A 19491-nucleotide genomic window follows, 5' to 3' on the forward strand; every position below is an offset into this window, starting at 1 on the left:
AAGGTGTGTCGTTCTAAGCAAACATTAGATACCAATAGATCGCGATCTCGTCACTTTCTCTATTTAGACCTTTGTAGATGTAGGAGTCGAATCCACCGATCACAAAACCGCAGCTTTCATAGAATTTACATGCGCGAACATTATTGCTTTGTGTCTCCAGCATGATCCCTGGCATTCCGCCATCTTTCGCCCAGCGTTTAGCCTGTTCGATTAGTTTCTTACCGATACCGAGGCTTCTATATTGCTTGTCGACTTTGATATCTTCCACATATGCAAATTTGTTCCAATTTCTTTTCAGAACAATTTGACCTACAGCTTGATTATTTACGAGCGCTAAATATATGATTTGATCGGGATTGCTGATATAGTTCGAATAATCCTCAACTGTATCTTCCTCAAACTGATCATCATCGTAGCTTTTTTTGCTAATAGGCCTCTCCTTCACCGTATATTCGATTTGCTGTCCCGTTAATTGCAAGACAAGGGTAGAATCCACGATAAAGCTACCATCAATGTTAGTACCACGCTCACCGTCCTCAGCCTTCAGTTCTCTGATTAAAATATCCATTTTCACCTCCCCCATCTTGAAGCAAAATCAAATTGCATTAATGCTGCACATTCTTCAAATCTACATCAGTTTAACGCTGTTCCGTTCTAACCATTATAACAAAGTTTCGCCATTTTCTGTATAATCCATCAAACATATTAAACCTTCCCCCATTCCCGATTCCGCTCATAAAGTGAGCTAGTAATAATACGGTCCAGCAGCTGCGTAAAGGTTATGCCTGCTGCAGCTGCACTCTTCGGAAGCAGGCTGTTAGCAGTCATTCCGGGTAAGGTGTTTACCTCCAGTACATAAGGTACATTCTGACACAAAATCATATCGACCCTTGCATACACCTTGCACTGCAGCAGCCGATAGCTGACAAGTGCCGTCTCGCGCACACGCTGCTCAATAACGGGAGGAAGCTGGATTACCTTCTCCTCAGCGCCGCCGATCTCATATTTCGCTTTATAGTCAAACCATTCAGAATGAGCGGAGCGAATTCTGATGATTGGTAATACCTCGCCATCCACAATTGAGCAGGTAAGCTCCGTCCCTTGAATAAAAGGCTCAACTAAAAGCGTCTGATCCAAACCGCAAGCCTCCTGAATAGCCGAGTGAAGCTCCATCTCATTATGCACAAGCTGGATGCCGATGCTGGATCCTCCCATATTTGGCTTCACAATAACGGGGTAACCCAACTGCTCTACCGCTTGCTGATCATAATCGTCCCTTCCCTGCCAGCAGAGGCCTGCAGGCGTATGCACCCCTGCCGACTTCAGCAGCATCTTGGACAGCTGCTTATTCATGCACAGGCTGCTTGCCAGAACACCGCTCCCTGTATAGGGAATGCCTAGCGTCTCTAGCGCTCCCTGCACCGTGCCGTCTTCTCCATATTGGCCATGCAGCGCCAACAGTGCAAAATCGATGCCTGCGTGCTGAACCTGTGCGATTAAATCCGCTGGCTGATCAATCGCAATTGGAACCACTTCATAGCGGCTGCGGTCCAAATGATTCAGCATCTCTTGACCTGTCTGCAGCGAAACCTCACGCTCAGTGGAAGTCCCTCCCATAATAACGCCTATCTTCATCATGACCCCCCATTTTCTTGAAAAATCATAGTGCAATTACAGGTTGTTCTTATGACCACATGCCTTATGAAAGTTACGCACCTGTTGGCCTATGATCTGAATCCCCCGCTCGATCTGTTCATCGGTTACTCGGGAAAAACCAAGCCGCAAAGTATTCGTCCCTTCACCTTCTTGTATAAAAAACTTGTCTCCAGGTGTATATATAACCCCTTGATTTATGCATACTTCAAGCAACTGGCGCGTATTTACGCCTGACGGAAAGGTAAGAAACACATGTAAGCCCCCATCGCCAGATAGTTGCGCCTCAGAGAGATGGGTTTCACAGCATGCCTTTGTAAGCTCGTATTTGCGCTTATACTCCATACGTGCTCTTTTTACATATTTCTCAAAATTTCCATTGAGCAGATATTGATATAATATCGATTGGTCGATCGTTGAGGTATGAATGGTGCGCGCCCGCTTAATGCTTTCCAGAGTGTCAATCAGCGCTCGATCTCCAAGCACCCAGCCTACTCGCAAGCCAGGGAACAGCACCTTGGAGAAGCTGCCTATATAGATTACTCCGTTCCCTCGCCCTGCTGTTGCTATTAATGGCGCAATATGAGCTCCTGAATAGCGCAGCTCCTCATTAAAACCATCCTCAATCACCGGAATCTGATAGCGCATCATTAAATTCATTACAGCGCTTCGCTTTGCTGGCGACATGACAATGCCTGTAGGATTGTGATAGGAAGGAGTCAAATAAGCGAGATCGAAGCTATTTGTCTGCTTCTGCAATACCGCTTCAAGCTGATCTACATTAATACCATCCCGCTCCATTGGAATACCGGTAATCTCAAAACCTTGTAGTTCTAAATTTTTGATCGCTGTGTGATGGGTTGGATTTTCACAAATTACCGTACCGCGGCGCGCTGAAGGGCGGAGTGCCGACAACACAATGTCAAAGCCTTCTGTAAACCCGCTTGTAATCAGTATATCCTTGCCGCTTATATCGACGCCCTTATTCTCCATATATCCCATCAGGTAATCGATCAGTGGTTTGTAACCCTTGGCATAGCCGTAGTTGAGCAGCACCTGCCCTTCGATTGCCATCCGATCCATAAAGGCTCGCCTTACATCTCCCAGATCAAACAGCTGCTCATCCGGTGCGATGCTTGTAAACGAGATGGTTCCTTTTGGGGTGCGAATGCCCTGCTTCATCATATCAAGCTCTGCAGCCGATACAGCGTACTTGCTCATTCTTGTCTTCCAATCAATCTGCCAGGCGAAGGAGGCGTCAGACCCTCCGTTATCCACAGCCAAACGGCCCACCATAGCGGCCACATAGCTGCCTCTACTCGGTATCGTATACGTAAATCCATCGTCCTCCAGACCTTCATAGGCTGCAATAACTGTATTGCGACTCACCTTGAGCACACTGCTCATTTCTCGTGTGGAGGGTAGCTTCTGATCCTTATGAAACGTCCCTTTTATAATTAAACGTTTAATATATTCTTTTACTTGTATCGCGACCGGACGGTCACCAACAAGCTTAAAATCTTGGAACATGGTTCATCGCCCTCCATCTACAATGATGGCACAGGTAACAAAAGAAAAAAAGAACCACCGCCCCGGACTTTTCATCCTTCGATGGTTCCTTCGATTTTATTCCAGCACCTCCGCACCATAACCGTGCCCCCAGATGGTTGTTTACCCAAAGATTATCTTATTGACTAATCTCGAAATCCTTAATGGTTGCATCCGGTTTTAAAACTTTATTTTGATCCAGCTCAGATAACGGATCACCATTTCTAACCTTCTTTATCCAATCATGATTTGCAAATGCCCCTTTCCCGCTTGCCTTAATTGCATGAAAATAACTTCGGCCTCATCCTCTTTTCCTGACCATTTATGCTGATAATCATTAACCTTAGCCTGGGAAATTCGAATGCCTACTGTAAAATCGGGACCAACGGCTTGGCGAATTGCAGTAGCCACTTCAACCAAGAGTCGTATCCGGTTTTCAATGGATCCACCGTATTCATCTGTTCGACGATTCGTATAGTCCGTAAGGAACTAATCAAGCAAATAACCATTTGCTCCATGGATCTCCACGCCATCAAATCCTACGCTCTTCGCACGAACGGCTGAAGCAACAAATCCACGGATGACTTCCTCAATATCTTCTTTCGTTGCAGCAATCGGAGTAGAAAACGATTCAGCACCACCATAAAAAGCTAGAGGTTCACCCTTTGGAAGCACTTCTGACGGAGCTAGATTTTGGGACTTGAATCGATTTCCTTGTGATAAGGCTCCTGCATGCTCAAGCTGCACAACAATAGAAGAGCCTGCTGTATGAACAGCATCCACCACTTTTTTCCAAGATGTGGTTTTCTCCTCATTCACTAAACTAGGCTGATTAAAATAACACTGGCTATACAATTCGTCTGTATATGTTCCTTCTGTTATGATTAGACCAAAGCCCCCTCTTAAACAATTTATTTAGTTGTCCCAATTCACATCCACCTCTAACATTAGATTCATTCGTAACACATTCAATACTTGATTTATGATCATCGAACAAGTACATTATAAACCGGTAAAATTGATGTTATCGAACGATTAATTCAACAAAATTGAACTGTTATTAACGAAAGACGTGGACGTATGGAACTTCGTTATTTGATCACATTAAAAACCATTGTCGAAACAGGAGGCTTTAAAAAAGCAGCTGAACACTTGGGTTACGCTCAGTCTTCTGTCACGACACATATTAAGGAATTGGAATCTGAGGTCGGCAAGCCCATCTTTGATCGCTTAGGTAAGAAGGTGGTTCTAACCCATCACGGTCATCAGTTTCTCCCTTATGCACTTAAGATCATTGAGCTCTACACTCAGGCACTAACGACCAATGATGAACCTACCGGCAACTTGACATTAGGAATCTCAGAGTCGTTAATGATCTGCCGTATTCCATCATTGCTTGTTGAATATAGACAAATGTATCCCAAAGTCAATCTTTCTCTGAAATCTTTGGATTATCAAGATGTCTCTTATGCTGTTCAGACCGGTGAGATTGATTTCCTTGTCGCCTTGGAGAAAGAAGGCTGGGGAGCTAATGTGCTAAGAGCGGTTTAGGCATCTCCATGGTTCCTTTTTTCTCCGTTAAAGAGGAACTAGAACATAACAAGCTTCAGGGTGAAGAGGTTGGACCAGACTGTCCTGCAATATCAACATATTTGGCATATCACAAAGATAAATGGCTCTCACCTGCTATGAAGGAAATGATCAAGCTCATTAAAAGACATGCGGAGAAATGGGTCTAGTTTCCTGTGAGGGTGATATCATATGTATTTTGTAGTTATAAATTGTTCTTCTCTGTATATTGACATATCGCAAGTGACTTTCAGGGTCTTATATATCATGATGTACTATTTTAGGAGGAACGCAACCAGATGGATATTTGTTACTGTTATCACGGCAAACAAGTTTGTGAACCCAGCTATTCATGGGGACCCGGCATCAAAGGACAATACAAAATCATGTTTATCCATGCGGGTAGAGGCGTTTACCAGATTGACGGTAAGACCTTTCATCTTCAGCAAGGCGAAGGATTTATCGTATACGATAACATTCTTTGTTACATGGAGGCAGACCAAACTGATCCTTGGATTTATTCTTGGATAGCCTTTTCGGGTAACGGGGTTATACCTCTATTCGAGCAGGCGCACATTTCTCCCCTTCATCCCGTATTCAGGTACTCCCCGTTGTTTTGGTTTGATTCTTATTTGGAGGAATTTTCCGCCTGCGACGTGAACCACAGCACCAGTGAACTGCGAAGACAGAGCATTTTGTTCAGGTTACTTGCCGATTGGATCGAAATGTTGGTTGCTACGAGTCAACTACTGCCCGAGGTACGGCCCAAAGACGCCTACATCCGTAAAGCGGTCGAGTTTATTCGAATGAACTATAACCAAAGAGTTTCCATTTCCGAGGTCGCACACATAGTTGGCATTGATCGTGTCTATCTGTCCGTTCTTTTCAAGGAAATTCTTAATGTTTCCCCTCAGCAATACTTGTTGAACCTCCGGATGGACAAAGCAAGCGATCTGCTGGACAATTCGCAGCTGTCCATCACGGAAGTCTCCTATTCTGTTGGCTATAGCGACCCGCTGCTGTTCTCCAAAATGTTTAAAAAGGTGAAGGGACTTTCTCCATCACACTTTCGCGCAAGGCTTAAAAGAGACAGCTTAATGGGTCTTTCAAGCCTTGACTGATTTGTTCGTTTAATGAATCGTATTGTTGCTCTGACATTACCAGGGGACATCCCCGATATTATGCATAACCTGGTCGATCTCTTGAAGATCCGCTGCTGATAGCGGATCCGCATGTACTGCTAGCACGTTTTCCTCAATTTGACCTACACGGCTTGCACCGATTAGCACCGAATCGACGCCGCCTTCGCGTAGCGCCCATGTCAACGCCATTTGCGGTAGCGTCTGACCGCGGCGCTTCGCGATCGTCTCTAGCGCACGGAATTTGTTGATCCGCTCCTGAGATACGGCCTCCGGTTTCAGTGTGCGCTGGCCTGTTTTAAACTCAGTTTCCAGCTTATCGATGTATTTTCCCGTCAACTGTCCGCGACCAAGCGGGCAGAAAGCCACTGTGCCGGCTCCCACTTCAGTCAGCACGTCCTGCAATCCGTTCTCAATCCACCGGTTCAGCATTGAATACATAGGCTGGTGGACGAGCAGCGGTGTACCAAGGTTCTTAAGGATCATAGCTGCTTGCTTCGTTTCCTCCGGTCCGTAATTGGATAAACCGACATACAGTGCTTTGCCTGATTTTACAGCATGAGCAAGCGCTCCCATCGATTCCTCTAATGGGGTATCACCATCGGGACGATGATGGTAAAAGACATCGACATAGTCGAGTCCCATTCGTTGAAGGCTGCGGTCCAGGCTTGCAAGCAGGTTTTTTCTCGAACCCCACTCACCGTACGGACCAGGCCACATATAGTAGCCAGCTTTAGTTGAAATAAACAGCTCATCCCGATAAGGTGCAAGGTCTTTTTTTAAAACGTGTCCAAAGGTCTCTTCGGCCGATCCGGGAGGCGGTCCGTAATTGTTTGCCAAATCAAAGTGCGAGACACCAAGATCGAAGGCGCGTAATATCATTGCACGACTATTCTCAAACGGTTTGTCCCCTCCAAAATTTTGCCACAAGCCGAGCGAAATGGCCGGCAGCCTGACGCCGCTCCGTCCAATCCGCCGATATTTCATTTGTTCGTATCGATTTTCTTGTGCGATATAAGTCACCTGATTTCATCCTTTCTCATTCCTAGCGAAATGCTGACCTCCCACGTACCCGCTTCTTATTTTTCATTTCATGCCTCCCTCAAGACATGTCATAAGGTTGAGGACTTAACCTTAGGCAGCTCAAGTATATCTAACAATTCTTATGTATTGGAATGTCACTGTGATAGTAGTACATGTCATAATGTTATTAGATAACAGGACAGCTCCTAAAAAAGAAGCCAAGAGCGAGTAATGTGCTCTTGGCTTGCTTGAAAAGGCGCTGCATTCGACTTTGGATTTATTCTGCCAGCATAAATACCCTTGAATAGTTTCACTAGAGGAATTTGCTCGCTTTCCCGATGGTGCTCTGATATCCGACCGAAGCCAGTCTTCACATGTCGTTTACCAATAAGTTCGTGTCAATGTAAGGGCTAATTCTTGGTTTGCTTTTCACCTATTTTTCGAATTTGTATCCAATACCAAACACGGTAGTAATCAGATCGCTTGCATCCAATTTCTTGCGAAGCCTTTGTATGTGTGTATCAACAGTCCGAGTATCGCCGACAAAATCATATCCCCATACAATATCCAGCAGTTCCGAGCGTGTGAACGTTTTGCCTCGGTGATTTATCAGAGTCATAAGTAAATCAAACTCTTTCGGAGTCAAGTCAATTGGAATACCATTTTGTTTGACAAGATGTTCCTCGACAATAATTTCGATTTGTTTAAACCGAATTACTTTACTCTCCGTATTTTTTCCATTGTTTGCTTGATCTACCCTCCGGAGGATTGTCCGAATCCGAGCAATAACCTCCCTTAAATCAAAAGGCTTTGTAATATAGTCATCCGCGCCGAATTCAAGACCAAGGATTTTATCGGTGATATCCGATTTCGCGGTAATCATCAAGATCGGTATGTTATAACTTGCAGTTACTTGTTTGCAAATATCTAATCCGCTTTGATCCGGCAGCATCCAGTCAAGTAGCAAAAGATTAGGTTGAAATTGTTGAAGTTCAACCATCCCCGCTGCTCCATTTGCCGTAGTTCGCGTTTCAAACCCCTCCATTGAAAGTCCGTATGATAATAAATCTGCTATTGGTGTATCATCTTCAATAATGAGAATTTTTGCTTTATTCATCATAACCCCCGTCTTCTCTCGTTAATCCGCGATATCATAATGTTAATGATTAGTTAGGGAATAATCAACTCGGAACATAATACAGTAATCTTTGCACCTTGGACTGCAGTTCATGAAAACATCAGCCGTTTCTGGCGTTTTGTGTCACACAACGAAGGATGCCTATTTTATAACAAAGAAAAACAACCTTGCTCCAGTCCGAGGACTAAGATAAGGTTGCATTTAAAAGGAGGTTTATTGATTCTATTTATAAGCCACACGTTAATGGCATTTTTGCACAACGGACAACATACCGCCAAAACATCCAGTGAATTAAATATTCACAAAAATACGCTGCTTTACCGCGTAAATAAGATCAAAAAATTACTCAATTCCTCGCTTGATGAGGGTGACGAACTCTTCTCTTACCAGTTGCCTTTCAAAATTTTAGATTATATGTCCTCGCAGCTGTAGCCTTATTTTTCCCAACTACAAAACACGGTACTTCATGAAGATCTGTTAGGAATGTGTTATTGCAGCGTCACGTTGTCAACGTAAACGGCTGACTTACCGTTGCTGTTCTCCGAGGCAAGAAATTGTACGCCGATTTCCCTAACATCGTCAAGATTAGGTATAGATGTAAGGTTGAACGACAGCGTCGTATCTCCAGAAGAATTAATCTTGACGGCTTTGCCAGCATACCAAGCCCAACCTGATCCTGTCTTGGCATAAATCTTGGCATGGAGTCCGTCACCTGCGGAATCCCAAGATGCATGTTTGACGGTCGCGCTTAGCGTGGTCTTACCACTTAGGTTGCGGCTTTGTGAGAGATGCAGGTAGTGCTGAGAATTGGCAGACATGATGATATCCGCTTTAAGAGAATTACTGCCCTTGGATGACCACTCGTTTACGCTCCATGGACCATCGGATATATTCGAACCGGTCCAACCCTGCGTACTACCCTCGAAGTCATATAATGTGTTTGCGCTACTGCCACCACAAGCCGCATTCTGCCTCCACTCGGCATATGGAGCGTGCCCAGCTAAAATGCTTTTCAGATAGTTACCTCCTGCTGTGAGACTCCCGTTCGTATTGAAAATACTGGCGCCTTCTGTCTTGTCATTAATCGCCCAGTTGGCCCATGACAGGTTATTCTGGTTCATCCAGTCAAGCCATTGGTTCGTGGAATCGTAATTAATGCCGCCGTCGCCATCCGCGTTAACAAAGCCCATCTCGGTAACAAACAGCGGGATACCCTTGCTCATTGCGTAGTTGGCTTTTTCCCGGAGCGACTGAAAATGAGATCCAGCGTAAAAGTGCAATGTATAGGCGATATTACCAGAGGATGTAATGGGGTCGTTCGCTGCCTGATCTACACTCTGAGACCAGAACGGCGTTCCAACGACAATCAGATTGTCGGAATGTTGACGAATGGCCGGGATGACTTGCTCAGCGTAACTTTTGATTGTCCCCCACGAGACTTGGGTAGGTTCGTTATAGATCTCAAAAATGACGTTATCATAGCTTCCGTATTCCTGCGCCATCCGGCTGAAGAAACTTTTGGCAGCGTTGACGTTGTTGTGCGCGTCATGTGAGTGCCAATCGATAATGACATAGATCCCTTTTGCGATTGCCGCATTGACCACGTCACGAACTTTGGACTCATCGGCCGTGTTATACGGATTTCCGCTGGGGTCCACACCATATGCCGCTCTTACGATCTCTACTTGAAATTCATCCACCATCCGATTCACCGTGGTGGTATTCCAAAATGGACCGGACCAGTTGCTCCAGAAGAAACTCGCCCCTTTGACCATCATCGGTCGATTCGTTTTGGAGCCGTTAATCTTGTTTCCACTTGCTTTCATTTCACCGAAATAGCTTACAGGGTTTGCGCAGGCAGCTGCAGAAGCGGGCGTTGCAGGTATGACCGCTTGAAAAAGCAGCGTAAACAAGCTGAACAGTAGGATCATGGTTAACGACTTAGTGAATGAATTGAACGACATTTTCATAATTCTCTTCTCCCTTTAATATGGCATGGTTACGCGAAAAATTTCGGCAAGTAGCCCCGATATTCATCAGCATATCGGCTGGGTTCAAGAACAGTGACAGTATACATACTTGTTAGCGAAAACGTTTTAGAATTCAATACCAATTTTCTAGTTTTATATCTTTCACAAAAAGTATAAATTTATTGATTTCAAAGAAGAATATGAAATTTGATCAGTCGGCATCAAGTTCTTAGCATTTAATTATCGAAAACGTTTTCGGTAATTAAGCTAAAAATGTTAGTAAAACCTCCTGCTCCCATAGATTCAACCATTAACATCTCCAAGCTTGCATTGGGTTTACAACATATCGCCCTACGTCTTCCGGGTCATCACCTTCTTTCAAAATCATATCTCTTCTAGTTTCCTCCCCTCTGACGCAATATGAGGCTTTCCCTTTTGTCCATAACTCGGGAATGAAACAAGAACGAGCAGAAGAATGTTTAATTCAAGGAAACTTATGTTAAGCGCTTACATCATAATTAAAATACAATTTGTTTTTGTGTTTGTCAATTCTTAAAAAACTATTCCTTATACTGTCCTGTCGAGTCTCGTACAACCAGATCTGCCGGGATAATCTCCGTCGGCGGTGAATAATCGGGATTCTCAATCATTCGGATGATATGCTCTCCTGCTTTCATTCCCATTAGAGTAATGTTCTGATTGATCGTCGTAAGCTTAGGCATGGTCAGCTCCGCATAGAACGTGTTGTCAAACCCAACGACGGAAATGTGCTCAGGTACTCGCTTTCCGATTTCGCGAATTGCTTCGATCGCACCGGTCGCCATATAGTCTGAAGAGCAGATCACGCCGGACGGTGCTTCCGGAAGCTGTAGCAGGCGCTTCATCGCCTTATATCCACCTTCAATGCTGTATTCCTCTACCTCAACATATTTGGCATAGTAAGGAAGATCGTTCGAGCGCAGCCCTTCCTGATACCCGGAAAATCTCGTTTGACCAACCAGACATCCCAAATCCCCGGAAATAAAGGCGATGCGTTTATGTCCAAGTTCCACCAAATGCTGAACACCTAAGTAAGCACCTCTGCGATTGTCGGCTGTTACATAGCCGGTTCTAGGTCCCAGCAGATCGGTATCAATCATCATCGTCGGCATCTCAGCCTGAAGCAGATCCAAAAAATTTTGATTAGTTCGATCGACACCAAACATGACAACTCCATCTACATTGCGGCTGATGCAATGCTTAGTGAAGGTATAATCGGGATTGCTAAGATTCGGTGATAGAAAGAGCAGGTCATAACCGCTATCTTCAAGAGACTTTCTTAACCCATCAAGAAGCTCCGAAATAAAAGGATTCGTGAAGAAATCCAGCAGGAACATCCCGACCGTCCAGGAACGCTTTTTCACGAGGCTTCGGGCAACCACATTCGGCTGGTAGTTTAGCAATTCAATCGCCTTGTTTACCTTATTCCTCGTTTTGCTGCTGACATCTGAATAATTATTAATCACTTTGGATACCGTTGCCACTGATACCCCTGCTTGTTTGGCCACCTCATGGATAGATGCCACTACACTCACCCCAAACCAAAATAAACGAATTTCACACACAGTTCATAACCATTTACTATATATTATACGCGATGCTCAGCCTCATAGGAAACGTTCAGTAATATCGAATAAACAAAAAAAGTCGCCAATATGGCGACTTCCAAGCGTATATGTTTTTGTCCATTGATAACAGTGACAACAAGTTTACCCTTTTCTTCTTTGTGCATTTTTAACTTCCTTTGCTTCTAGTTGATCTTCAAATAGTCAATGTATGCATCCCATGTTCCGTTTTCAGCTGTTAGAACGAGCTCAATCTCTTGATTTCCGGCTCCATGGCTGACATTGGTTAGAGTATAGACCGCGGGAATGCTCCCGCCGAAGTAGAAGGTCCCCTTTGCCTGTCCACCGATTTTTAGGTCGACTCTGGCCATGTTGGAATTACTTGAAGCACCACGGAGTGAAAAATGATGGGTGCCGCTCGCAAAATATTGCGTGTACTTCACCAAATCATTGTTAGAATATAAAGCAACTCCGTTGAACGGCAAACTGATATTCCCGGTGTACTGACCGCCTTTGGTCATACTCTCGACTTCCACTTTTGTTCCTGCGCTTGGAGGAAATGTAGAGCTGTCAGGTGCCACCGCGCGACCGGTGGTCGGCGAGATCATGCCAGAGCATAGGCTACGGCTCTTGAGATTTTGTGCAATCTGCGGGATCGCTTGGAGCGTCGTCTGGTACTGGTCATGCATAAGGAGCACGTCGCCGTTTTGCAACCTGTTCGCAGACGCTACGATTTGGGCCGTAGTGGCACCGTTCCAATCCTGGGAATCAACGCTCCACAGCACTTCAGTAAGAGCATTTTGGCTCTCGATGGATTTCAAGGTCGAGTTGGTCGCACCGTACGGCGGACGGAACAGCTTTGGTGCAGTTCCAGTAATCGACTGGATCGCCTGCTGCGTCCGTGTGATTTCTGACGACATTTGCGAGCTACTCAACGTAGTCATATCCGGATGCGTATAGGAGTGGTTACCGACCCACATGCCTGCGTCCGCTTGGTCCCGTACCAGAGACGGACTATTCTGCGCGTTCTGCCCGATGTTGAACATCGTTGCGCGCAAACCGGCCTGCTTCAGAGCCGCAAGCAGTTTTGTCGTGTTACTGGTATTTGGGCCATCGTCGAACGTCAAACCTACGTAACCGTTCGCGCAACTCGCATCGGCAGCACTGGCGACAGACATCATCGGTACGGAGAACAATGTACCGATAAGCATCAGAGCCATTGTGCCTTTTACTAGCTTTGCTTTAAGCATAAAAGTATCACCTATTCATATAGTATTTGTTTTCACCAAGATTTGGACTGAAAGATTTTCCATTTGCATTCCTCTGCTCTGCTACGGGTTTAATTGCCAAAAACAGCCTCGTATCTATTAATTGTAAACGTTTACATATGGTATTTTATCATCGAATTCTTCATATTTAACCTGCAAAGATTTAACCTTATGCTGTAAAATGTTTAGTTTTTTGTATGAAAAAGCTGACATCATGATGTATCAATGTCAGCTCTATAAAAATTATTATTTCCTATTAATGATCCAAGGAAGCCTTTTCTCCCTTGAACACGATCATAAAAATGGCACCGCCTGTAATTACTACAGCTAGAAGAAGTAACGTTAAATTGCTGTATAAGTATGCTGCAACGTCAGTAACGATTGGGAAAATAGAAAAGTTGAACCTCAGCTGTGTAAGCAGTCCGCCTACAACTGCGATACCGATCCCTTCCGCCAAAAAGCAGGAAAAATTCAAAAAAACCATACCTGAGCCAGATTCGTCAACACTTAGCGAGCCTGCCACAATGGTTGAGATGACCGTTTTGACAAAGGATAGTCCACCAAAAATCAAAACCAATGCTCCTGAGATGATCCAGGGGCTACGATCGGCAAAAAGTGAAACGATTAAAAGACCCGACCCCAGAAGCAATAACCCTGCAACCATGACAAAACGAGCTCCCTGTCTATCGACCAAAGAACCGCCAACGATCCCGAAAAGAATCACGCTAATCGTTCCTGGAAACAGAACACCGCCTCCAATAAGGCTTGTCGACATCTGGTGCACTTCTCTCATCATATAAGGGACCATAGACATAAATCCTGCAACGGTTCCTAGAAGTATTCCACCTACAAATACGCCGACAGTAAATCTTCTCCTCTTGAATAAAGCTGGTTCTATGAAAGGTTCCTTAGCTCTTCGAATTCTCAGCACAAATCCTATGAAAAGAATGACACTGATGTTCAAATACCACCACTCGTAATGTGTCGTAAATAAAGTGAACGAAACCGTTCCAAGAACAAAGAGCAGGCCTCCCGGAACATCAAGCCCACCTTTTTTCACAGGTTCGTCAGAGAGCGTCCGTAAGAAAAACGGTAGTGTGACTAACGTCATCATGGGCAGGAAAAACAGATAGGACCAATGTACATAGTCCGCGATCCAGCCTCCAAGTATAGGACCAAAACCTTCTCCCAAGGCAACGGTCGATCCAATCATACCAAAAGCTTTTCCTTGATGCTGCATTTCGATACTTTTGGTGACGATGACCATAATCAGCCCAGGGACGGCAGAAGCACCCGCTCCTTGGATAAATCGTGCAACAAGCAAAATCGGAAACCAGGCATGAAAAAGCAAGCCAATTAGCGATCCCCCGCCGTATATCATCATACTGATGAAAATCAGTTTTTTTACGCCGTAAATATCCGATATTTTTCCGTAAACGGCCGTTCCTACGGCAAAAGAAAGAATGAAGCTGGTATTAACATAATTTGCAGCGGATGGCTTAATTCCAAATTGAGCGGCAATGTCGGGCAACGATACGTTGAACACCGTCTCATTCAATACGCTGAAAAATGCAAGCACGCACAGCCAAATCAAAGAATTAGGAATACGTTTCTCAATCGATTTTTCCATTATGCAAACCCTTAAAAATGCCAGGGATTACGCAGTTTATAGGGCCAGTGATGCGTTATCCCCTTTAATTTGTGCCCTTCTTTTCACTATGTACTTCATTCTAACGCCTCCACAAAATAAAAGTAAAAATCTGTTTAATTGCAATTACCTAACCATATTATCACTAAAATAATAAAAATATCACCTGTTATTTTTGACGATAATCATTTCATGACGAAGTAAAGCAAAAACGGTTAGTTCCTACTCGTTGGATAACAATGTTTAGCCTCTGCGCTATCTTATTAACGCAATCTCCTACTTATTTATTTTCAATGGTAGATCATCAAAAACATATATGGAACTAAGTTGTTTGTTTGGAAATCGTCGCAAAATATTTTACAACTATCTCGCGGAATTCCTGAGCAGCCTGCGAAATATACCGATTCCTGTTCCATAATAAAGCAATTTCCCGTATCAATTCGTGATTCTCTACCTGGAGGTATTTGAGATGTTCCTGCGAATTTCGTGCCGTGCTCGGTATGAAAGCTATGCCAATTTCGGCTTCCACAAGAGTACTAAGCCTTGCAGGTTCATCCCCCTCATACACATATTTAGGCACAAATCCTTCCGACATGCATACAGAGTCCACTAAATCACGAGTACCATAGCCTCTCTTTACGCCGACAAACCATTCTTCCCTTAGCTCTGTCAAGGATACGCTATTTCGATCCGCAAGCCGATGCCCCTTTGGAACAGCTACAAGAATGGGGTCGATACATACGATTTTACATTCGATGTCATTCCCTTCTACAGGAGGTGAGGATAAGCAAAAATCAACCTCCCCTCTATGAAGAAGTGTAACCATTTCCTGTGTGGTCAGCATTTGTACATGAAATTGAATATAGGGTCGTTTTCTCCGAAACTCTCGAAGGATATTTGGTAATGTGCTTGCGGTGGTCACTGCCAATTCGAGAGTTCCGTGTTCTGGGCTGGATAAGTCGCTAAGCTCCTGCTTCCCTTGTTCTAATTCAAACAAAGCCCTTTCTGCACGGTGAACAAATTTGCTCCCGAACTCATTCAATCGCAGTTTCCTCCCTGTTCGATCGAATAAAGGGACCCCCAGATCTTCCTCCAAGCGTTGAATCGTTTTGCTGAGCGACGATTGAGTAACATGCAGACTTCGTGCAGCTTCTGTTACATGTTCCAAACGAGCTACAGCGAGAAAATATTGCAGTTGAAGAAGTTCCAATTCGCATCCTCCATTCATTCCCTCAAGTCAATGAGATTATAACATCAAATGCATTGGAATAAATAATCGATTTCGAGTACGATGACATTAATTTGCTATAGGGGGACCGGAAATGAGTGTTCGCAGCTGGTGGTTAATGATTTCAGTTGGTCTAGGGATACTATTGAATCCATTAAATTCTTCGATGGTTTCTGTTGCGATTCCAAGTCTGCAAAAGGTATTTCGCCTTGACTTTACAGGTGTTTCCTGGATTATTTTTTCTTTCTACATTGCAAGCAGCATCGCTCAACCTGTCATGGGCAAAGCCAGCGATTTATTCGGTCGTAGAAAGATATTTCTTACAGGTCTTGTTGTATCATTCATTGCATCATTACTAGCCCCATTGTCACCAAACTTTGGATCGCTCATCGTGTTCCGCATTGTGCAATCCATCGGAACAAGCATGATGGTTGGGGTTGGAATGGCCATTGTTCGAATGCATATTACAGAGAAACAAGCGACTGCGCTGTCTGTTTTGTCCATTTTCCTATCAGGAGCGGCAGCAATTGGACCCTTTATTGGCGGGGTTTTGATTCATTGGTGGAATTGGCCTGCCATCTTTTTCATCAATATTCCGTTTGTGGTAGCCAGCTTTCTATTGGCTTGGAGGACTATTCCTAAGGACGAATCACCAACATCCGTTGCACGCAACATGTCCTTTAGTAAATGGTTTGATTTAATTGATGCAAGAGGAATCCTGCTCTTCACATTAGGGCTGGTTGCCTTGCTCGTTGGATTACTCTCGGCAAAATCATCTGGGCATATCTCGTTAGAAAACGTCATTGTCGGGTTAATAGGCCTCGCTGCGCTGGGGGCATTCGTACGATATGAGTTAAAAGCGACGTCACCCTTTATTCCTTTACGCACGTTCGCCAAATATCCTGCGTTGACTTGGGTTAATGTCGAATTCATGTTCGTTAACGTACTCTATTACTCGCTTTTTTTCGGGCTTCCGTCCTACTTGCAAGTGGTAAGGCATGTAAGCGAGTTCCAAACAGGGATTCTCATGCTAAGCTTAGGCTTGTGCTCGCTAGCTGCTTCTCCAATAGCAGGACGATGGATTGATAAATCAGGACACAGACCGGCATTACTGGTATCCGCAATCCTGATGACATTGGGATCTGTGTGGCTTGTAACATTAAATCCAACTTCTCCGGTAATCAGCGTGTGTTTGGCTTTGGCTGCATTCGGTATTAGCAACGGACTGAACAATGTAGGTATGCAAGCAGCCTTGTTCCAAAGTTCTCCAAAAGAAATAATCGGTGTAGCATCCGGATTGTTTAATACATCAAGATATCTGGGAACCATTTTCTCTTCATTGTTGATAGGTATCGTAATGGGAGGTAAGTTCAGCTTTGAGGGATTTCAAGTGCTTGGGATTGTCCTTACGGTAATTGCATTGACTTTGGTATTCATGAGTCGGCGACGCCGGGAGTCAGGACAATTGCGAGAGTCATAGGTTCACCGTTTCTTCAAATAAACCCCTCTACTCTTTATTTAATGTTAATTTTTCAACGAAAGAGAAAGGAGTTTAGTTAGAAAATAGTTGGCACCATTCCCCCATCTATACGGATTGGAGAGCCCTTAAATGCGGCTGCATAAGGACTACATACAAATGTAGCTAGTCTACCTATTTCTATAGGTCTAATAAATCGTTGTATTTCGGATTGAGGCAGGTTTGCGGCCATAAATTGTTTCTCTTTTTCTAAAAAAGTCATATCTTCATTGGCATAAATACCCTCAATAATTTGGTGTACATTTTCAGAAAGCGTTGGTCCTGGCATAATCGTATTGACTGTAACTTCTGCTCCTATTGTTAATTTAGATAAGCTTTTTGACAGTGATAACAGCATCGATTTGGTCATACAATACTGTGGCATTTGCCCTGAAGGCATGATTGCTTCTTCACTCGCAATAAAAATAATACGGCCATAATTGTTTTTCAACATTTTAGGTAAATAAAATTTAGATAATCCGTTTGCAGCAAGAACATTAGTACGGAAATATTTTTCCCATACTTCATCGTCAACGTCTTCATATTGCATAATTTCATAAATCCCCATATTATTCACTAAGATATCGATATTGGGGTATTTTTCAAACAAAACCTCCCTCTGCTCCAGATCCACAATATCGGCTGTAGCATTTTGAGGAAAGGTCGTTGGAAAATTTGATTTTATTTCATTTACAGTTTGTTCTACCTCTTTATTATTCCGTCCATTAATAAGTACATTCACACCTTCTTTAGCAAGCTCAATGGCTATTGGTTTACCTATACCTTTCGTAGACCCTGTAACTAAAGCTGTTTTATTGTTTAATCCCATATCCATAATACTTTTCTCCCTCTCATTCGTTTATCTTTGCTGGTAAGCGAATTCTTAGCTTATTTTAAAACAACCTTAAGCTCTGGTATCTGATTATATTACCTTGGGCAGCAATGCTCAGTAACTAGCATATTGCGCCAAAGTTCTTGTTTAACACGCCAGATGAATAAGGTCAGTAATTACAAGCTCTCTGTAGAATGAATGGAGTTGGGAAACTATTAATAGATAGTCGATCTTCCTAGCGATTCTTTTGATATCGAGTTGGTATCTAAATGTGTAGTGCGCCAATTTGAAGGAGTATCCCCTTCCCAAAGACGAAAAGCGCGGTAAAATGAGTTCTGGTCTTCATATCCAATCAAAAAGGCCACTTCTTTTATATCAAGCGAGGGATCTGCCAAGTATTCTAGTGCCTGCTCATGTCTAGCTTGTGTTAACAGTTGTTTAAAGCTCGTATTGTCGTCAGTAAGCCGGCGCTGCAAGGTACGATCGCTCATTCTGAGCTCCTTCGCCACAGCCTGAATGTCGGGGCGTCCTCCGGTGAGGCTACGTTTTATAATCCATTTGACCGTCTCAGTAATTGAGCGGCTGCACTGTTCATCCAGCGACCGGTCCAGAGCGGGTGTGAGAATCTCTAACAACTCTTGGTTGTATGAGACAAAAGTTCGGTCCAGATCTCTTCGATATAACGTCAATCGATTACATTTTGCACCAACCTGGACACTACACCCAAAATAAGCTTCAAGAGCCTGCACATCTCCCATGGATTGCGAAAATTCTACGAGCTGCGCCGTCAAAGGTTGACCAGTGCCTCGGCGCCCAAGCTCCAGAAGACATGCAAGTGTAATACCCGTCAGCATCGGTGGACCGGGCTGTTTGGTATATAGCCATTCCAGTTCTATGGTACAGTGCTCCCCCTCCTCAGTGACACGTAAGGTTTCGGGAGGACATAGTTGTTTGTACCGAGCCATTCGGTTTAGAGCGTCGCGGTAGTCACGAGCGTGGTATGTCGCTAAGACGGTCGGTGGGTACTTCGCTGTCTCAAAGACAGTTGCAAGCTTAACGATTCCTTTTGCAGTGTCACCAATGAGATCGGAATATGCCTGCCAGATCGCGAGATATTGTACGCTTGTGACTACGGGCTCATGAATAATGGTGAGCGGCAGTCTTGCTTTACAAGCTACGTCGTGAGCGGAAATTCCTAATTGATACAAACCTGTCCAAAATCCTGGTGGAATTTTAATATGGTCAGAAGTATGAGACTTCTTCATACATAGAGACCTCCTTTATTACTTCCATTTTACTTACTAATTGCAATCTCTGATCATTCCAGTATAGTGAATTTTGTTAATATATGCTTA

At 44.0% G+C, this 19491-nt stretch carries 15 protein-coding genes and 2 pseudogenes; 4 read left to right on the top strand and 13 right to left on the bottom strand.

Annotated elements, in window-relative coordinates; all coding sequences use genetic code 11:
• Nucleotides 1-13 precede the first annotated feature (13 nt).
• From ACXHJ1_RS19845 to ACXHJ1_RS19860, 4 genes and pseudogenes are all read right to left on the bottom strand, one after another.
• On the bottom strand, nucleotides 14-568 hold the full coding sequence (locus ACXHJ1_RS19845; protein WP_457905101.1) for a GNAT family N-acetyltransferase: 555 nt from the start codon (nucleotides 566-568) through the stop codon (nucleotides 14-16).
• A 137-nt stretch (nucleotides 569-705) separates the two neighbouring features.
• Nucleotides 706-1635: a D-alanine--D-alanine ligase gene (locus tag ACXHJ1_RS19850; protein ID WP_457906191.1), complete on the bottom strand. Its 930-nt coding sequence runs from the start codon at nucleotides 1633-1635 to the stop codon at nucleotides 706-708.
• Nucleotides 1636-1671: 36 nt separating this feature from the next.
• Nucleotides 1672-3183: an aminotransferase-like domain-containing protein gene (locus ACXHJ1_RS19855; protein WP_457905102.1), complete on the bottom strand. Its 1512-nt coding sequence runs from the start codon at nucleotides 3181-3183 to the stop codon at nucleotides 1672-1674.
• Between the two features lie 252 nt (nucleotides 3184-3435).
• Nucleotides 3436-4056, bottom strand: a pseudogene (locus tag ACXHJ1_RS19860) (oxidoreductase).
• Between the two features lie 225 nt (nucleotides 4057-4281).
• On the opposite strand from ACXHJ1_RS19860, the pseudogene ACXHJ1_RS19865 reads away from it, so the two are divergent.
• Both ACXHJ1_RS19865 and ACXHJ1_RS19870 read left to right on the top strand, forming a co-directional pair.
• A pseudogene (locus ACXHJ1_RS19865) lies at nucleotides 4282-4940 on the top strand (LysR family transcriptional regulator).
• A gap of 129 nt (nucleotides 4941-5069) precedes the next feature.
• Nucleotides 5070-5891 (top strand): helix-turn-helix domain-containing protein, encoded by an 822-nt coding sequence (locus ACXHJ1_RS19870; protein WP_044787906.1) that lies wholly within the window; start codon nucleotides 5070-5072, stop codon nucleotides 5889-5891.
• A gap of 36 nt (nucleotides 5892-5927) precedes the next feature.
• On the opposite strand, the gene ACXHJ1_RS19875 is transcribed toward ACXHJ1_RS19870, so the two are convergent.
• Nucleotides 5928-6932: an aldo/keto reductase gene (locus ACXHJ1_RS19875; protein WP_017426888.1), complete on the bottom strand. Its 1005-nt coding sequence runs from the start codon at nucleotides 6930-6932 to the stop codon at nucleotides 5928-5930.
• Nucleotides 6933-7365: 433 nt separating this feature from the next.
• Nucleotides 7366-8049: a response regulator transcription factor gene (locus ACXHJ1_RS19880; RefSeq protein WP_025364861.1), complete on the bottom strand. Its 684-nt coding sequence runs from the start codon at nucleotides 8047-8049 to the stop codon at nucleotides 7366-7368.
• Between the two features lie 264 nt (nucleotides 8050-8313).
• Here ACXHJ1_RS19880 and ACXHJ1_RS19885 point away from each other — a divergent pair, with 264 nt between their 5' ends.
• Nucleotides 8314-8502 carry a helix-turn-helix domain-containing protein gene (locus ACXHJ1_RS19885; RefSeq protein ID WP_107735182.1) on the top strand — a complete coding sequence of 63 codons (189 nt, stop codon included), beginning with the start codon at nucleotides 8314-8316 and terminating at the stop codon, nucleotides 8500-8502.
• A gap of 56 nt (nucleotides 8503-8558) precedes the next feature.
• Here the strand turns inward: ACXHJ1_RS19885 and ACXHJ1_RS19890 are convergent, their stop codons facing one another.
• From ACXHJ1_RS19890 to ACXHJ1_RS19910, 5 genes are all read right to left on the bottom strand, one after another.
• Nucleotides 8559-10040, bottom strand: a complete 1482-nt coding sequence (locus ACXHJ1_RS19890) for a glycoside hydrolase family 5 protein (RefSeq protein ID WP_457905103.1) — start codon at nucleotides 10038-10040, stop codon at nucleotides 8559-8561.
• 560 nt (nucleotides 10041-10600) lie between these two features.
• Nucleotides 10601-11605 (bottom strand): LacI family DNA-binding transcriptional regulator, encoded by a 1005-nt coding sequence (locus ACXHJ1_RS19895; protein ID WP_025364858.1) that lies wholly within the window; start codon nucleotides 11603-11605, stop codon nucleotides 10601-10603.
• A 224-nt stretch (nucleotides 11606-11829) separates the two neighbouring features.
• A complete protein-coding gene (locus ACXHJ1_RS19900) occupies nucleotides 11830-12894 on the bottom strand; it encodes a polysaccharide deacetylase family protein (protein ID WP_457905104.1) in 1065 nt (354 codons plus the stop codon).
• A 274-nt stretch (nucleotides 12895-13168) separates the two neighbouring features.
• Nucleotides 13169-14542, bottom strand: coding sequence for an MFS transporter (locus tag ACXHJ1_RS19905; RefSeq protein ID WP_457905105.1), 1374 nt, complete (start codon nucleotides 14540-14542; stop codon nucleotides 13169-13171).
• A 340-nt stretch (nucleotides 14543-14882) separates the two neighbouring features.
• Nucleotides 14883-15770 carry a LysR family transcriptional regulator gene (locus tag ACXHJ1_RS19910; protein ID WP_457905106.1) on the bottom strand — a complete coding sequence of 296 codons (888 nt, stop codon included), beginning with the start codon at nucleotides 15768-15770 and terminating at the stop codon, nucleotides 14883-14885.
• 112 nt (nucleotides 15771-15882) lie between these two features.
• On the opposite strand from ACXHJ1_RS19910, the gene ACXHJ1_RS19915 reads away from it, so the two are divergent.
• Nucleotides 15883-17268 carry an MFS transporter gene (locus ACXHJ1_RS19915; protein WP_457905107.1) on the top strand — a complete coding sequence of 462 codons (1386 nt, stop codon included), beginning with the start codon at nucleotides 15883-15885 and terminating at the stop codon, nucleotides 17266-17268.
• 76 nt (nucleotides 17269-17344) lie between these two features.
• Here the strand turns inward: ACXHJ1_RS19915 and ACXHJ1_RS19920 are convergent, their stop codons facing one another.
• Both ACXHJ1_RS19920 and ACXHJ1_RS19925 read right to left on the bottom strand, forming a co-directional pair.
• Complete coding sequence (locus ACXHJ1_RS19920; protein ID WP_457905108.1) at nucleotides 17345-18139, bottom strand: SDR family NAD(P)-dependent oxidoreductase; 795 nt, start codon at nucleotides 18137-18139, stop codon at nucleotides 17345-17347.
• 212 nt (nucleotides 18140-18351) lie between these two features.
• Nucleotides 18352-19401, bottom strand: coding sequence for a helix-turn-helix domain-containing protein (locus ACXHJ1_RS19925; protein WP_457905109.1), 1050 nt, complete (start codon nucleotides 19399-19401; stop codon nucleotides 18352-18354).
• Nucleotides 19402-19491 lie beyond the last annotated feature (90 nt).

The sequence above is a fragment of the Paenibacillus sp. ALE2 genome (genome assembly GCF_054113385.1).

Bases quoted from the DNA above. Each gene is read 5' to 3' on its own strand.
- ACXHJ1_RS19845 (WP_457905101.1), bottom strand. From the start codon at position 568: ATGGATATTTTAATCAGAGAACTGAAGGCTGAGGACGGTGAGCGTGGT.
- ACXHJ1_RS19850 (WP_457906191.1), bottom strand. From the start codon at position 1,635: ATGAAGATAGGCGTTATTATGGGAGGGACTTCCACTGAGCGTGAGGTT.
- ACXHJ1_RS19855 (WP_457905102.1), bottom strand. From the start codon at position 3,183: ATGTTCCAAGATTTTAAGCTTGTTGGTGACCGTCCGGTCGCGATACAA.
- ACXHJ1_RS19870 (WP_044787906.1), top strand. From the start codon at position 5,070: ATGGATATTTGTTACTGTTATCACGGCAAACAAGTTTGTGAACCCAGC.
- ACXHJ1_RS19880 (WP_025364861.1), bottom strand. From the start codon at position 8,049: ATGAATAAAGCAAAAATTCTCATTATTGAAGATGATACACCAATAGCA.
- ACXHJ1_RS19885 (WP_107735182.1), top strand. From the start codon at position 8,314: ATGGCATTTTTGCACAACGGACAACATACCGCCAAAACATCCAGTGAA.
- ACXHJ1_RS19890 (WP_457905103.1), bottom strand. From the start codon at position 10,040: ATGAAAATGTCGTTCAATTCATTCACTAAGTCGTTAACCATGATCCTA.
- ACXHJ1_RS19900 (WP_457905104.1), bottom strand. From the start codon at position 12,894: ATGCTTAAAGCAAAGCTAGTAAAAGGCACAATGGCTCTGATGCTTATC.
- ACXHJ1_RS19905 (WP_457905105.1), bottom strand. From the start codon at position 14,542: ATGGAAAAATCGATTGAGAAACGTATTCCTAATTCTTTGATTTGGCTG.
- ACXHJ1_RS19915 (WP_457905107.1), top strand. From the start codon at position 15,883: ATGAGTGTTCGCAGCTGGTGGTTAATGATTTCAGTTGGTCTAGGGATA.
- ACXHJ1_RS19920 (WP_457905108.1), bottom strand. From the start codon at position 18,139: ATGGATATGGGATTAAACAATAAAACAGCTTTAGTTACAGGGTCTACG.
- ACXHJ1_RS19925 (WP_457905109.1), bottom strand. From the start codon at position 19,401: ATGAAGAAGTCTCATACTTCTGACCATATTAAAATTCCACCAGGATTT.